This is a genomic window from Demequina subtropica (assembly GCF_000971235.1).
Classification (GTDB): domain Bacteria; phylum Actinomycetota; class Actinomycetes; order Actinomycetales; family Demequinaceae; genus Demequina; species Demequina subtropica.
In genome coordinates this window covers 189,814-204,264 of sequence record NZ_BBMB01000001.1, presented here as the reverse complement: position 1 = coordinate 204,264, position 14,451 = coordinate 189,814, and the positions used below count along the sequence as shown (strand labels likewise).

Below are 14,451 nucleotides of genomic sequence, written 5' to 3'. Positions count from 1 at the left end.
GGAGGCGACGATGAGGCAGGACGGGTCGACAGGGACCGGGTCCACCGGCGACGAGGACGGCGCAGGCGCGACGGTCCACGAGCTGCGCGACCCCTCGACCGGGCTCTCGGCCCGCCAGCGCGCGGTGGTCGACTTCATCCGCGCGACCGTGCTCGAGCGCGGCTACCCGCCGTCGATGCGCGAGATCGGCGATGCCGTCGGCCTCACCTCGCCCTCCTCCGTCAAGCACCAGCTGTCCGCGCTCGAGGCGAAGGGGGTGCTGCGCCGCGACCCGCATCGTCCCCGTGCCATCGAGGTGGTGCTGCCCGGCGAGGAGCCCGCGGCGCCCACCGCCCCGCCCGTCCCGCTCGCGCCGGCGGCTCCCGCGGCGCTTCCCGACGACCTCGCGCTGGTTCCCCTCGTGGGCCGCATCGCCGCCGGTGGACCGATCCTCGCGGAGCAGGAGGTCGAGGACACCTTCGCGCTCCCCCGCCAGCTCACGGGCGACGGCGAGCTGTTCATGCTCCAGGTGGCCGGCGACTCGATGGTCGACGCCGCGATCTGCGACGGCGACTGGGTGGTCGTCCGCCGCCAGAACAGCTGCGACAACGGGGACATCGTCGCCGCGCTGCTCGATGACGAGGCGACCGTGAAGACCTTCCGCCGCAAGGACGGCCAGGTCTGGCTCATGCCCCACAACCCGGCCTACACGCCCATCGACGGCACGCACGCCCGCATCATGGGCAAGGTCGTGTCCGTGCTCCGGCGCGTCTGAGACGCACGGGCCGGACGCTCCGGGGCGTCCCCCCGACCGGCTAGGACGCCGCGAGCCTCGAGAGCGCGCCGAGCGCGACCTCGCGGTCGGTGGTGGGCCACAGGTCGGGCATCGACCGCGCGAGGAAGCCTCCGTAGCGCGCCGTGGCGAGCCGCGGGTCCAGCACGGCGACCACTCCCCTGTCGCCGCTCGCGCGGATGAGCCGCCCCGCTCCCTGCGCCATGAGCAGCGCCGCATGGGTCGCGCTCACCGCCATGAAGCCGTTGCCGCCCCGCTGCGCCACCGCCTCGGTGCGGGCCTGGGACACGGGCTCGTCGGGACGCGGGAACGGGATGCGGTCGATCACCACGAGGCTCGCGGTGCGACCAGGGACGTCGATGCCCTGCCACAGCGACGTCGAGCCGAACAGGCACGTCGCCTCGTCGCGCCTGAACTGCTCGACGAGCGTCGGCAGCTGGTCGTCGAGCTGGTAGAGCACGGGCACATCGAGCCGCTCGCGCATCGCCTCGGCGGCCATCTGCGCCGCCTTGTGCGAGGAGAACAGGCCGAGCGTCCGTCCACCCGCGGCACGGATGAGCGCCTCGAGCTCGTCGAGCGCCTCCTCGGAGATGCCCCCCATCCCTGGCTTGGGCAGGTGCTTCGCGACGTAGAGGATCCCCTGCTTCGGGTAGTCGAAGGGGCTGCCCGCGTCGAGCGTGACCGCGTGGTCGACGCCCAGATGGCGGGAGATCGCGCCGAAGTCGCCGCCCAGGGCGAGCGTCGCGGAGGTCATCACGGAGGCCTTCTCCGCGAGCAGCTTCTCGCGGATCAGGCCCGCGACGTCGAGCGGCGCGGCGAGGATCCGCTCGGCCACGGGCGAGTCGTAGTCCCCGTCGCGGGGGGCGAGCCAGATCACCTGGTGGCCGTGCTCCCCCTGCAGGTCCTCGCACACGTCGACCACCTCGCCCAGCGAGGCCGCGGCCACCTTGCCCGCCGCGCCCGCCTGCTCGGCGTGCTTCTGCAGCTCCGTGATGCAGCGGCGCGCGGCACCCCGCACCTCCTCGACGGCCATGGCGAGGCCATCGGGAAGGCCGAGACGCAGCCGCGCCGGGGCGCAGTCGCCGAGCGCGCCGTCGAGGTGGCGTGCGGCGCGGTCGAGATCCTCGGTCACGACCCCGCAGCGGCGCGTATGGCGCGCGGCCCGGTCGACCATGGACACCGTGAGCTCATGGGTGGCCGAGGACGTGATGCGGCTGACCAGCTCGTGCGCCTCGTCGACAATGAGCACGGCGTGCTCCCCGAGCATGTCGTGGCTGGTGGCCTGGACCCCGAGCACCGCGTGGTTGGTGACCACCACGTGCGCCTGTGCCGCCTCGTCCCGCGCGCGCTGCGAGAAGCACTCGGCCAGCACGGGGCACTTGGACTCGAGGCACTCCCGGCCCGAGACCGAGACCTGACCCCACGCGCGCCCGCTCACGCCCGGCACCAGATCGTCCCGGTCGCCCGTCTCCGTCTGGTCCGCCCACTCGTTGAGGCGCACGACCTCGCGGCCGAGCTCGCTCGTGGGCCCGATCGGGAGCATGTCGTCATCCGGCTCGGGGTAGCCGCCCGCCATCTTGTGCACGCACAGGTAGTTGCCACGGCCCTTGAACAGCGCGATCCGCGCGCGCTCGCCCAGCTCCGGCTCGAGGGCCTCGGCGACCATCGGCAGGTCCTTGGTGAAGATCTGCCGCTGCAGCGCGAGCGTCGCCGTCGAGACGACCACCCGGCTCTTGGTGCGCACCGCATGCGCGACCGCGGGAACCAGGTAGCCGAGCGACTTGCCCGTGCCCGTTCCCGCCTGGATGAGGGCGTGGGACGCGTCGTCGAGCGCCTCGGTCACGGCGCGGGCCATCAGCCGCTGCCCCTCGCGAGGCTCGCCTCCGAGCGCCCCCACGGCACGCTCGAGGAGAGCGTCGGCCCGGTGGTCCGTCACGCGGACGCCGAGGTGACGCCGGCCTCCTCGAGCCGGGCCGCGAGCCCGGGGTCGACGAGCGCCGTGAGGTGCGTGCCCTCGGCCACGTGCGACTGCGCGAGCACCTCGCCGTGGCGGTGCACCTCGCTCACGAGGTCGCCGCGCGTGTACGGCACCACCACGTCGACGGTGACCTCGGGCCGCGGGAGCTCGCGCCCGATGAGGTCCATGAGCGCGGGGATGCCCTCGCCCGTGAGCGCCGACACCTCGATGGTGATCTCGCGCCGGGCGCGCAGGCGCATGAGCGTCTCCGGGTCGGCGATGTCGGCCTTGTTGAGGACCAGAACCTCTTTGACCTGGTCCGCGCCGGGCACGTCCGCGAGCACCTCGCGCACCGCCCGGATCTGGCTCTCGGGGTCCGGATGCGACGCGTCCACCACGTGCAGCATGAGATCGGCGTGCGCGACCTCCTCGAGCGTCGACGCGAACGCGGCGACCAGCTGGTGCGGCAGGTTGCGCACGAAGCCGACGGTGTCGGAGACCGTGAACTCGCGGCCGTCCGGAGTCTGCGACCGGCGCACGGTCGGGTCCAGGGTCGCGAACAACGCGTTCTCGACCAGGACGCCCGCGCCCGTGACGCGGTTGAGCAGCGAGGACTTGCCGGCGTTGGTGTAGCCGACGATCGCGACGTTCGGCAGGCCGAGGCGCTTCTCGCGGCGCACCGCGCGCGCGGGCTCCATCGCCTTGATGTCGCGGCGCAGCTGCGCCATGCGCGTGTGGATGCGGCGGCGGTCGAGCTCGATCTTGGTCTCACCGGGTCCGCGCGAGCCCATGCCGGCGCCCGCGCCGCCCACCTGGCCACCGGCCTGGCGGGACATCGACTCACCCCAGCCGCGCAGGCGCGGGAGCAGGTACTCGAGCTGCGCGAGCTCCACCTGCGCCTTGCCCTCCTTGGACTTCGCGTGCTGGGCGAAGATATCGAGGATCAGCGCGGTGCGGTCGATGACCTTGACCTTGACGACGTCCTCGAGCGCGCGGCGCTGGCTGGGCGCGAGGTCGTCGTTGACGATGACGGTGTCCGCGCCCACCGCGGCCACCACGTCGCGCACCTCGAGCGCCTTGCCCTTGCCGATGTACGTGGCCGGGTCCGGATGGGGGCGGCGCTGAAGGACGCCGTCGAGGACCTCGGAGCCCGCGGTCTCGGCGAGGGCGGCGAGCTCGCGCAGCGATATCTCGGCGTCCTCGGACGTGCCGTGCGACCACTGGCCCACGAGCACGACCTTCTCGAGGCGAAGCTGCCGGTACTCGACCTCGGTGATGTCCTCGAGCTCGGTCGAGAGGTTCGCGACGCGGCGCAGCGCGGCACGCTCCTCGCGCTCGTACTGGTCGCCGTCGTAGTCGGTGGCGAGGGTGCCGCCCTCGGCGACCGCCGTGCCGGCGCGCGACAGGACGCGGTCGATGACCGCATCGGCGCGGCTGGAGGTCGAGGTGGGCTGCGAGGCGGGCTCGCGGTCGTCTGCTGCTGTGTCGCTCATACAAGGTCCATTGTCTCACCCCGCTCCGACACCCGTGCGCGGGTGGGGACGATGCGACCGCCGCCTCCCGCGCGCCGGGCGCTACCCTCGACCACGTGACCGAGGACCACTACTTCACCGCGCAGCCCGCGTCCGCCGACGAGCGGCGCACCATCCGTGTGTCCCTCGCAGGGCGCGACGTCGAGGTCGAGACCGCTCCCGGCATCTTCTCCCCCGGCCATGTGGACCTGGGCACGCAGGTGCTGCTCCGCGCGGTCCCCGAGCCGCGCGGCCGCGTGCTCGACATCGGCTGCGGGTGGGGACCCATCGCGCTCGAGGCGGCCCTGCGCGGCGCATCGTCCGTGACGGCGGTCGACGTCAACGAGCGCGCGCTCGACCTGCTGCGGCGCAACGCCGCGCGCCTGGGGGCCGAGGTCGACGCGTCGGTGCCCGGAGACGTCCCGGCGGACGCGACCTTCGACACCATCTGGTCGAACCCCCCGATCCGCATCGGGAAGGACGCCCTGCACGACCTGCTGGCGACCTGGCTCCCGCGGCTCGCGCCGGGCGGCGAGGCCTACCTGGTGGTCCAGAAGAACCTCGGCGCGGACTCTCTCGCCCGGTGGATCGCGGACCAGGGCTGGGGCGCGGTCGAGAAGATCGGCAGCTCGAAGGGCTTCCGCGTGCTGCGCGTCTCCGCCTGAGCCGGACGCGCAGACGATGAGGGGCCTCCCGGCGGCTGCCGGGAGGCCCCTCATCTGTTCAGGTCAGGCGCGGCGACGTGCGGTCACGACCGCGGCGGCTCCCAGCCCGAGCATGAGCACCGCGACGGTGCCGGCGAGCCCGGACTCGAAGCCGGTCTCGGCGAGCACGGCCTCGTCGGTCTCGACGGTGTCGTCGACCGCGTCGGTCTCGTCGGCAATCTCCTCGGTCGCCTCCTCGCTGGGCTCGGCGACAGGCTCCTCCTCCACGACCACCGGCTCGACGACCGTGAGCGGGATCGACAGGAAGTACGGGAGCCCGGACTCAGTGCCGTCCGTGAGGTAGAGCACGGCGGTGACCTCGTAGGTGCCCGCCGCAGCGACGGTCCCGCCGAGGGCGACGTACGGATCCCCGGTGACGTCGTCCTCGACGAGCTCCACCTCGACACCCGCAGGTCCGTCGACGAGCGCGACCTCGGGATAGAACCAGTCCGGGACCTCGTGCTCGAGCCAACCGTCGATGGCCTCCTCGGTGATCGTGAGGGCGAGGAACTGGGCGAACTCCGTGCCTGCGTCGACCGTCTCCGCCGCATCGACGGAGGCGCATGCGTCGGTCGCGTCCGGGCGAAGGTCCTGGCCGAACGTGTCGGCGAGGGTCGGCGCCGCCGCGAGCTGGGCCGCGATCGCGGCGTCGCGGCCGCACGGGGCGTAGTCGAGGAGCGACACGATCACCGCGGCGCTCGGGTCGGCGTCGAGGCCGAAGTAGAACCACGGCTCATCATCGCCGTCGTACGCCTCGATGCTGTCGACGTCACCCACGAGGTCATACGCGACGATCGGGTCGTAGCCGTCCTCGTCGTGCGAGACCAGCGCGTCCGCGCCAACGGTCTCGTAGACGGTCGAGCTGTCCGAGCCGAGCTCGCCGCCGATGGCCAGGACCATGGTGTCGAGCACGCGCTCGGTGTCGGCGGAGGGCACGTCGGCGACGACCTCGACGTCCCAGCGGGCGTAGCTGCCCTCGATGGTGAGGGTCATACGGACGGTGTAGTCGAAGAAGTCGTCAGCCGTCGAGTCGTAGAGCGACAGCGCCGCCTCGGACACGATCGTGCTCACGCCGCCGTCCACACGGGTGTCCGACACCGCGACGAAGTCGTACGCGTCGACGCCGTCGGAGTCGTCCGGGGTCGAGAGCCCGACCTCGTACAGGAAGGTATCGAACGCGTCGCCTGTCCAGCCCCAGATGTCGCCGCCATCCGCGGCAAGACCCGGGTAGAACGCGAAGGCATCCTCGATGGCGCCGCCCTCGTCGTAGACCCACTCCCACGTCGTCGTCGCGTTGGTGATGTCGTCGGCATCCGCGGATGCCGGAACGGCGACGAGCGCGGCGCCCGCCGCGAGCCCGAGAACGGCCGCAGCGCGGCCGAACAGACGATTCTTCACTATCCCTCGCTTCATTGGTGATCGCGCCCTCGCCCCCGGGGACCCGGACGGCGGCCGTGACGCACTGCACGGGAATTTAGCAGGCCACTCGCTCGCTGGACAGCATCTCGCCGCGGCACGGCACCGCATCGTCCCTTATGCGCCGAAACTCCCCGCGAAACGGGCTCGCCACGCTTGCGGTGACGGCCGCGCCGGCGTCAGGACGGCACCCGCTCACCTCGCGCAGCGGCCTCCGCGATGGCGGCGCAGCGTCGGGCGCGCGTGTCCTCGCGCTTGGCGAACGCGACCCACTGGAGGCTCTGCTTCCGGGCCGAGGGCGGGAAGGCGTCCCAGGTCTCGCGCGCGCCCGGATGCGCCGCGAACGCCGCGTCGAGGTCCGCCGGCACCTCGAGCGCCTCGACCGAGTCGAGCACCGTCCACGAGCCGTCCGCCTTCGCCGCGGCGATGACGGCGGCACCCGCGGGCGCCATCAGCCCCGCGCGCTCGAGCTCCTCGATCCGCGCCTTGTTGGTGCGCGCCCAGCCGGAGCCACGCTTGCGGGGCGCGCAGTACTGGAGCGTGCGGTCCTCGTCGAGCCGTTTGGTGACGGCATCGATCCAGCCGAAGCACAGCGCCTGTCTCACGATGTCCTCGTACGCGATCCCCGAGCGGCCCGACCCGCGCCGCCACACCGCGACCCACACCCCGGTCGCGGACGCATGGTTCGCCGCGAGCCACGCGCGCCACTCGTCCGCGTCCTCGGGATGGACCCTCGGGACGCCGTCGGCGCCGGGCTCGATCGGGTGCATCGTCAGACCGGGAGCGCGACCGTTCCGGAGGCGACGAGCACCGCGGGGCCCTCGAGCGTGGTGGTGCCGCCCTCGATGCGCACCGTGACCTCGCCCCCGGGCACCTCGACGTCCCAGACATCCGGGGCGCCCGCCCCCGCCCAGGTGCGCATCGCGAGCGCGACCGCGCAGGCCCCGGTGCCGCACGACATCGTCTCGCCCGAGCCGCGCTCGTGGACGCGCATCCGCACGCGACCGCGCTCGCCCGCGTGCCCGAGCGCGACCGCGAACTCGACGTTGGTGCCGTGCGGGGGCACCGGTCGCACCTCGGGGGCGACGGTGAGGTCGAGCGCCTCGAGCTCGTCCACCTCGCCGAGCGCGACCACGTGATGCGGGTTGCCCATGTCGACGCTCAGCGCGGGGCGCACCGGGTCCAGCCCGCGGGCAGCCACCTCGGAGTCGAAGCCGTCCGTCGCGTCGCCCACGCGGTAGGCGCCCATGCCGATCGCGTAGCGGCCGCCGCCCAGCGACGTCACGGTCCGCGCTCCCCCGCGCGTGCCGAACTCGAGCCCGCCGGCGAGGTCCTCGCCGGCCTCGGCCTCGAGGAACGCCCCGAAGACGCGCGCACCGTTGCCGCACATCTCCGACGTGGTGCCGTCCGCGTTCCAGTAGTCCATGAACCAGGTCGCGGGCCCGAAGCCCGCACCCGCGTCGAGCGCGCCCGCGCGCACGGCCCGGATGACCCCGTCCCCGCCGATGCCGGCGCGCCGGTCGCACAGGAAGCGGACCGCCTCCGGCGTGAGGTCGACCTCGCCGTGGGGGTCGAACAGCAGCACGAAGTCGTTCCGGGTGCCGTGGCCCTTGGTGAAGGCGAGAGTCATGCGACCAGCCTAGTCAGCGGTTCGGACGGCCCGCGTCCGCCTCGGCGACCACGGACGATGCGTCCGCGGCGGCCCGAACCACGTCGCCGTGGTCGCGCGGCGCGTCGATCCAGCGCACGCGTGGGTCCGGCCGGAACCACTGGGCCTGCTTGCGCGCGAGCCGACGCGTGTGCTGCGCGATCAGCTCCCGCGTCTCGTCTGCGTCCAGCTCGCCGTCGAGGTGGCGCAGCGTCTCCGCGTAGCCGACGGCCCTGCGGGCCGTCACGCCGTCGCGCAGGCCACGGGCCTCGAGCGCGCGCACCTCGTCCACCAGCCCCTGCTCCCACATCTGGTCGACGCGCGCGTCGATCCGCGGGTCGAGCAGCTCGTACGGAAGGTCGAGAGCGATCGTCACCGCAGGCGCGGCGTACTCGTGGCGGGGCAGCGAGCTCTGCGTCGTGCCGGTCAGGGCGATGATCTCGAGGGCACGCACGAGCCTCTTGACGTTCTGGGGCGGGATCTTCGCCGCGGCGGCGGGATCGACGGCCGCGAGCTCGCGGTGCAGCACCCCCGGCCCCTCGGTCTCGGCACGGGCCTCGAGCGCCGCGCGCAGCTCGGGATCGGTCCCCGGGAACTCGAAGCGGTCGAGCAGCGCCCGCAGGTACAGCCCCGATCCGCCGACGACGATCGCGCGGCGCCCCCGCGCGTGGATCGCGGCGATGTCCGCGCGCGCCTCCTCCTGGAAGCGCGCGACCGAGGCGTCCTCGTGGACGTCGAGCATGTCCATCTGGTGGTGCGGGATCCCTCGGCGCTCCGCGCGCCTCAGCTTCGCGGTGCCGATGTCCATGCCCCGGTAGAACTGCATCGAGTCCGCGTTGACCACCTCGCCCCCGAGCCGCTCCGCGAGCTCGAGGCTCACCGCGGACTTGCCGGTCGCGGTCGCGCCGACGACCGCGACGATCACGGGCGCATCGACCGCGGGTGCGTCGGCCGGGGCAGGCCGGGCGCCGTGGGGCTCGCTCACGCGCGGCGCAGCGTCGGGATGCCGAGACCCACGGGACCGGCGGGGCCGCCGCCGGTGCCGCACGAGTCCCCGCCGTGATCGTGGTCGCCGCCCTGTGCGGCGTCCCACGCATCGCCCGCGCGCGTGCGCCGGACCTCGTACGGGCCGCCGTCGATGCCCGAGTCGGCGATGAGGTGGTGGGGCGCGCCGTGCGTGACGCGCACCGTGACCATGTCGCCCGGACGCGGGACGTCGGCGCCGTCGGGGACGGCGAAGTGGACGAGGCGGTTGCCGGGCTCGCGGCCCGACAGGCGCGCGGACTCGCCGTCCTTGCGCCCGCCGCCGTCGAGCACCATGAGCTCGAGAGTGCGCCCGACGAACCGCTGCGAGTCCTCGAGCGTGAGGCGCTCCTGGAGCGCCACGAGACGCTCGAAGCGCTCCTGGACCACCGCCTTCGGCAGGGGCTCGAGATCGTACGCGGGGGTGCCCGGGCGCGGCGAGTACTGGAAGGTGAAGGCCGAGGTGAACCGCGAGGCCTCGACCACGCGCATCGTCTCCTGGAAGTCCTCCTCGGTCTCCCCGGGGAAGCCGACGATGATGTCGGTGGTGATCGCCGCATCGGGCATCGCGGCCCGCACGCGCTCGATGATCCCGAGGAACCGCTCCGAGCGGTACGAGCGGCGCATGGCGCGCAGCACGCGGTCGGAGCCGGACTGGAGCGGCATGTGGAGGCTCGGCATCACGTTGGGCGTGTCGGCCATCGCCTCGATGACGTCGTCGGTGAAGGCCGCCGGGTGGGGCGAGGTGAAGCGCACGCGCTCGAGCCCCTCGATCTCGCCGCATGCGCGGAGCAGCTTCGCGAACGCGCCGCGGTCGCCGAACTCGACACCGTAGGAGTTGACGTTCTGGCCCAGCAGCGTCACCTCGACGGCGCCCTGCGCGACCAGCGCCTCGACCTCCGCGAGGATCTCGCCGGGGCGGCGGTCACGCTCCTTGCCGCGCAGGGACGGGACGATGCAGAAGGTGCACGTGTTGTTGCAGCCCACCGAGATCGAGACCCAGCCGGACGCGATGGCGTCCCGGCGCGACGGCAGCGTCGACGGGAAGACCTTGAGGGACTCCTCGATCTCGACCTGCGCGGCGGCATTGTGGCGCGCACGCTCGAGCAGCGCCGGGAGGACGTCGATGTTGTGGGTGCCGAACACCACGTCGACCCACGGAGCGCGGTTGACGATCTCGCCGCGGTCCTTCTGGGCGAGGCAGCCGCCGACGGCGATCTGCATGCCGGGACGCTCGGCCTTGACCGCGGCGAGCTGTCCCAGGTTGCCGTAGAGGCGGGTGGCGGCGTTCTCGCGCACGGCGCAGGTGTTGATCACGACGATGTCGGCCACGTCGGCGCCTGCGGGTGCGGCCGTGTAGCCGGCGCCCTCGAGGAGGCCGGCCATGTGCTCCGAGTCGTGCACGTTCATCTGACACCCGAGCGTCCTGACGAGGTACGTGGGTGCGAGGGTGGTGTCGGTCATGCTCTATCCGGCGATGGCGTCCGCGCGTAGCTCGCGGATCACCGTCACCTTGATCTCTCCGGGGAAGGTGAAGTCCTGGCTGATGTGCTCAGCAATTGTACGCGCCAGCGCCTGGGTCCCCTGATCGTCGATCTCATGCGGTTCGACGACCACGCGCACCTCGCGCCCGGCCGCCATCGCGAGGACACGCGTCACGCCGTGGTGCTCGAGCACCATGCGCTCCAGGTTCGCCATGCGGTTGACGTACGCGTCGAGGTCGTCCTTGCGGGCACCCGGGCGCGAGGCCGAGATCGCGTCCGCCACCTGCACGATCACCGCCTCGAGGGACTCGGGGCGGACCTCGTCATGGTGGGCCGCGATCGCGTTGACGACCGCGCCGTCCTCACCATGCTCCGCCGCGAACCTCGCTCCGAGCGCGGCGTGGGTCCCCTTCTGCTCGTGGGTGAAGCCCTTGCCGATGTCGTGGAGCAGCGCTCCGCGCCGCGCCACCTCGACGTCTGCGCCGATGGCAGCGGCGATGTCGGCGGCGATCTGCGCCGTCTCCACCAGGTGCGCGAGAACGTTCTGGCCGTACGAGGTGCGGAGGCGGAGCCGTCCCAGCGCGTCGACCACCTCCGTGGTCACCCCCGAGACCCCGGCGGCGGACAGCGCGTCCAGCCCCGCGCCGCGGTGGCGCTGGACCGCTCCCGCGACCGCGCGCGCGTAGGCCGCCTCGACACGCTGCGGCTGGATCCGCCCGTCCTCGACGAGCGCCGCGAGCATGACCTCGGCGATCTCGCGCCGCTCGGGGTCGAAGCTCGACAGCTGGACGGCGTTGACGCCCTCCTCGACGATCACCGTGACGCCCGTGAGCGCCTCGAACGCGCGGATGTTCCGCCCCTCGCGCCCGATGATGCGTCCCTTCATCTCCTCGCTCGGGAGCTCGACCCACGTGGTCGAGTGGTCCGCGGACGATGCGGCCGCCTGCCGCTGCATCGCCTCGACGAGGATCTCGCGGGCCCGCTCCTCGGCGGTCGCCTGGGTGCGCCGCTCGAGACGGCGCAGCTCGACGGCGGCGTCGGCCTCGGCGCGGCTGAGGAGCGTCGCGGTGAGCTCGGCGCGCGCCTCCTCGACCGTGGTCCTCGCGACGGCGGCCAGGGCTGCGGCCCGCTCATCCTCGAGGTGCGCACGCTCGCGCGCGAGGCGCCGCTCGTCCCGCACGACCACGGAGGTGCGCTCCTCGAGCGATCGGGCGTACTGCTGCGCGTTGCGCTGATCGCTCGAGGCGTCCTTCTCGCGCTGGAGGGAGTGCTCCTCGCGGCGCTTGACCTCCGCCAGGCGTGCGCTCGCCTCCTCCCGGAGCATCGCCGCCTCGCTCCGTGCGGCGTGGCGCTCCGCTGAGGCCTCTCGCCTGGCGAACAGCACCAGCAGCAGCGCGACGAGGCTGGAGCCGAGCAGCACCAGGATCGTCAGGGTCTGCCCCACCGGCCGCTCCTTCCCTGTCGCGCGAGACTAGTCATCCTCGCTATCGGCACGTCGCAAGTCTTTCACGAGTGCGAAAGCGAGAGCGCTCGGGTACCCCTTGCGTCCGAGCATCGCGACCACGCGCCGTGCCCGCACGTCCTCGGGATGCGCGGCGAGCTGGTCCCACCGCCGCCGGGCGAGCGCGGCCGCACGCTCCCGCTCGTCGTCGTCGTCGATCTGACCGAGGGCGTCAGCGATGTCACCGTCCTCGAAGCCCTTGCGCGCGAGCTCCATCCTGATGGCGCGCCGCGACTGGCCGCGCTCGGCGTGGCGGGTGCGGGTGATGGTCGCCGCGAGCCCCGCGTCATCGATGAGGCCCACCTCCGCGTACCGCGTCACGATCTCCTCCGCGAGGCGCGGCTCGACGCGCTTCGCGACGAGCGAGTCCCGCAGCTGCGCCGATGAGCGCGACGCCCGCGTGAGGATCCCCAGCGCGATCTCGCGTGCCTTCTCCGGATCGGTGATGGGGGCGTCGTCCGGGGACGCGGCGCGGCCCGCGGAACGGCGCGTACGCCGTCCCGCGGGCCTGTACTCCTGCTCGCTCATGCGTCAGAAGGTGCTCTTGCCCTTCTTGCCCGCGGGGGTGGGGGCGGGGGCGTCCGAGGCGACGTCCTGGTTCTCCTCGCCCGCGGGCTGGATCCCCACGCCGAGCTTGGCCTTGACCTTGCGCTCGATCTCGTCCGCGAGCTGCGGGTTGTCCTTGAGGAAGTTGCGGGCGTTCTCCTTGCCCTGCCCCAGCTGGTCGCCCTCGTAGGTGTACCAGGCACCCGACTTCTTCACGAAGCCGTGCTCGACGCCGAGGTCGATGATGCCGCCCTCGCGCGAGATGCCCTGGCCGTACAGGATGTCGAACTCGGCCTGCTTGAACGGCGGGGCCATCTTGTTCTTCACGACCTTGACGCGGGTGCGGTTGCCGACGGGCTCGGTGCCCTCCTTGAGGGTCTCGATGCGACGCACGTCGAGGCGCACCGAGGCGTAGAACTTGAGCGCCTTTCCACCCGTGGTGGTCTCGGGGCTGCCGAAGAACACGCCGATCTTCTCGCGCAGCTGGTTGATGAAGATCGCGGTGGTGCCCGTGGTGTTGAGCGCGCCCGTGATCTTGCGCAGCGCCTGCGACATGAGGCGCGCCTGGAGACCCACGTGGCTGTCGCCCATCTCGCCCTCGATCTCCGCCTTGGGCACGAGCGCCGCGACCGAGTCGATCACGAGGATGTCGATACCGCCGGAACGCACCAGGATGTCCGCGATCTCGAGCGCCTGCTCACCCGTGTCGGGCTGCGACACGATGAGGTTGTCGACGTCCACGCCGAGCTTCCGCGCGTACTCGGGGTCGAGCGCGTGCTCGGCGTCCACGAACGCCGCGGTGCCGCCCGCCTTCTGCATGTTCGCGACGGCGTGCAGCGCGACGGTGGTCTTACCCGAGGACTCGGGACCGTAGATCTCGACGATGCGGCCGCGCGGGAGGCCGCCGATGCCGAGCGCGATGTCGAGCGCGAGCGAGCTGGTGGGGATCGCCTCGACGGGGACGACGGTCTTCTCGCCCATCCGCATCGCCGAGCCCTTGCCGAACTGGCGGTCGATCTGTCCGAGCGCCGCCTCGAGCGCCTTCGCGCGGTCCTGTGCCTGTGCCATGTCGGTTCCTCACATCCATCCGGGGCAGGTCTGCCGTGTCGCATCCGACGCTACGCCGGACCACTGACACCGCCGCGGCGACCGTCGCCCTCCGGGGAGGAGGCGGACCGCGCGGCGTCCTGGGGACCACGCTATATCGAACAACTGTTCGAAGGGAAACGACACGCCGTCAGGCGCGCCGAGGGCTACCGCCGTGGCGGAGGCACCATGCGGCGATCGTCGCCGCCGTCGCGGCGCGCGAGAGGCACATCCATCTGCTCGCACCAGGCATGCCAGACGTCGCGCGGGGCACGACCGGCCTCGAGAGCGTCGGCCGGCGTGAGCGAGTCGAGCCCCGTCAACGCGAGCTCGCGCGCGAGCGTGCGCGAGTAGGACTCCCCGAACACCGCGTCCGCGAGCTCCCAGAACTCGCTGAGCCGCACGACCTCAGCGCGTGCGCATCGAGCTGAGGAGCTCGGGCACCGTGTCGGGGATCGACGGCATGACCGGGACGGTCTCGAGGGACTCCGCCGCGGCGAAGCGGTCCGAGACCTCGCGCAGGATGATCGACATGGGCATGTCCAGCGCGTCGCAGATCGAGGACAGGAGCTCCGAGGACGCCTCCTTCTGACCCCGCTCGACCTCGGAGAGATATCCGAGGGAGACCCGGGCGCCCGAGGAGATGTCGCGCAGCGTCTTGCCCTGGGTGAGGCGCGCGTCGCGCAACACCTCGCCGATCTCGTTGCGAAGCACGGGCATGCGCCCTCCCCTCATCGTCGTCATGCGGCCTTGGTCCATGGTGACACAACGCACCATACCCCACGGGTGTTCCGCGACCGTCG

The 14,451-nt window shown here is 72.6% G+C and carries 14 protein-coding genes; 2 read left to right on the top strand and 12 right to left on the bottom strand.

What is annotated here, in order from left to right; all coding sequences use genetic code 11:
* Positions 1-10: 10 nt before the first annotated feature.
* On the top strand, positions 11-754 hold the full coding sequence (lexA, locus tag AOM06_RS01000) for a transcriptional repressor LexA (RefSeq protein WP_062301368.1): 744 nt from the start codon (positions 11-13) through the stop codon (positions 752-754).
* 40 nt (positions 755-794) lie between these two features.
* On the opposite strand, the gene AOM06_RS00995 is transcribed toward lexA, so the two are convergent.
* Together AOM06_RS00995 and hflX are read right to left on the bottom strand one after the other, a co-directional pair.
* Positions 795-2,708 carry an ATP-dependent DNA helicase gene (locus AOM06_RS00995; RefSeq protein ID WP_062301366.1) on the bottom strand — a complete coding sequence of 638 codons (1,914 nt, stop codon included), beginning with the start codon at positions 2,706-2,708 and terminating at the stop codon, positions 795-797.
* Positions 2,705-4,222: a GTPase HflX gene (hflX, locus tag AOM06_RS00990; protein WP_062301363.1), complete on the bottom strand. Its 1,518-nt coding sequence runs from the start codon at positions 4,220-4,222 to the stop codon at positions 2,705-2,707. The genes AOM06_RS00995 and hflX overlap by 4 nt, the downstream gene beginning before the upstream one ends.
* A gap of 95 nt (positions 4,223-4,317) precedes the next feature.
* Here hflX and AOM06_RS00985 point away from each other — a divergent pair, with 95 nt between their 5' ends.
* Positions 4,318-4,905 (top strand): class I SAM-dependent methyltransferase, encoded by a 588-nt coding sequence (locus AOM06_RS00985; RefSeq protein WP_062301361.1) that lies wholly within the window; start codon positions 4,318-4,320, stop codon positions 4,903-4,905.
* A gap of 63 nt (positions 4,906-4,968) precedes the next feature.
* Here AOM06_RS00985 and AOM06_RS00980 read toward each other — a convergent pair whose 3' ends face one another.
* The 10 genes from AOM06_RS00980 to AOM06_RS00935 form a co-directional block, all read right to left on the bottom strand.
* Positions 4,969-6,342 (bottom strand): hypothetical protein, encoded by a 1,374-nt coding sequence (locus AOM06_RS00980; protein ID WP_062301359.1) that lies wholly within the window; start codon positions 6,340-6,342, stop codon positions 4,969-4,971.
* Between the two features lie 197 nt (positions 6,343-6,539).
* Complete coding sequence (locus AOM06_RS00975) at positions 6,540-7,130, bottom strand: YdeI/OmpD-associated family protein (RefSeq protein WP_062301356.1); 591 nt, start codon at positions 7,128-7,130, stop codon at positions 6,540-6,542.
* A 2-nt stretch (positions 7,131-7,132) separates the two neighbouring features.
* Positions 7,133-7,990, bottom strand: coding sequence for a diaminopimelate epimerase (gene dapF / locus AOM06_RS00970; protein WP_062301354.1), 858 nt, complete (start codon positions 7,988-7,990; stop codon positions 7,133-7,135).
* Positions 7,991-8,003: 13 nt separating this feature from the next.
* Positions 8,004-8,993: a tRNA (adenosine(37)-N6)-dimethylallyltransferase MiaA gene (miaA, locus tag AOM06_RS00965; RefSeq protein ID WP_082105189.1), complete on the bottom strand. Its 990-nt coding sequence runs from the start codon at positions 8,991-8,993 to the stop codon at positions 8,004-8,006.
* Positions 8,990-10,495 (bottom strand): tRNA (N6-isopentenyl adenosine(37)-C2)-methylthiotransferase MiaB, encoded by a 1,506-nt coding sequence (miaB, locus tag AOM06_RS00960; RefSeq protein ID WP_062301349.1) that lies wholly within the window; start codon positions 10,493-10,495, stop codon positions 8,990-8,992. The genes miaA and miaB overlap by 4 nt, the downstream gene beginning before the upstream one ends.
* 3 nt (positions 10,496-10,498) lie before the next feature.
* Complete coding sequence (locus AOM06_RS00955) at positions 10,499-11,959, bottom strand: HD domain-containing protein (protein WP_062301346.1); 1,461 nt, start codon at positions 11,957-11,959, stop codon at positions 10,499-10,501.
* A gap of 27 nt (positions 11,960-11,986) precedes the next feature.
* Positions 11,987-12,544: a regulatory protein RecX gene (locus tag AOM06_RS00950; RefSeq protein WP_062301344.1), complete on the bottom strand. Its 558-nt coding sequence runs from the start codon at positions 12,542-12,544 to the stop codon at positions 11,987-11,989.
* A gap of 3 nt (positions 12,545-12,547) precedes the next feature.
* A complete protein-coding gene (gene recA / locus AOM06_RS00945) occupies positions 12,548-13,630 on the bottom strand; it encodes a recombinase RecA (RefSeq protein WP_062301342.1) in 1,083 nt (360 codons plus the stop codon).
* A 185-nt stretch (positions 13,631-13,815) separates the two neighbouring features.
* Complete coding sequence (locus tag AOM06_RS00940) at positions 13,816-14,052, bottom strand: DUF3046 domain-containing protein (protein ID WP_062301340.1); 237 nt, start codon at positions 14,050-14,052, stop codon at positions 13,816-13,818.
* Between the two features lie 4 nt (positions 14,053-14,056).
* Positions 14,057-14,368, bottom strand: a complete 312-nt coding sequence (locus AOM06_RS00935) for a helix-turn-helix domain-containing protein (protein WP_062301339.1) — start codon at positions 14,366-14,368, stop codon at positions 14,057-14,059.
* Positions 14,369-14,451: the final 83 nt, after the last annotated feature.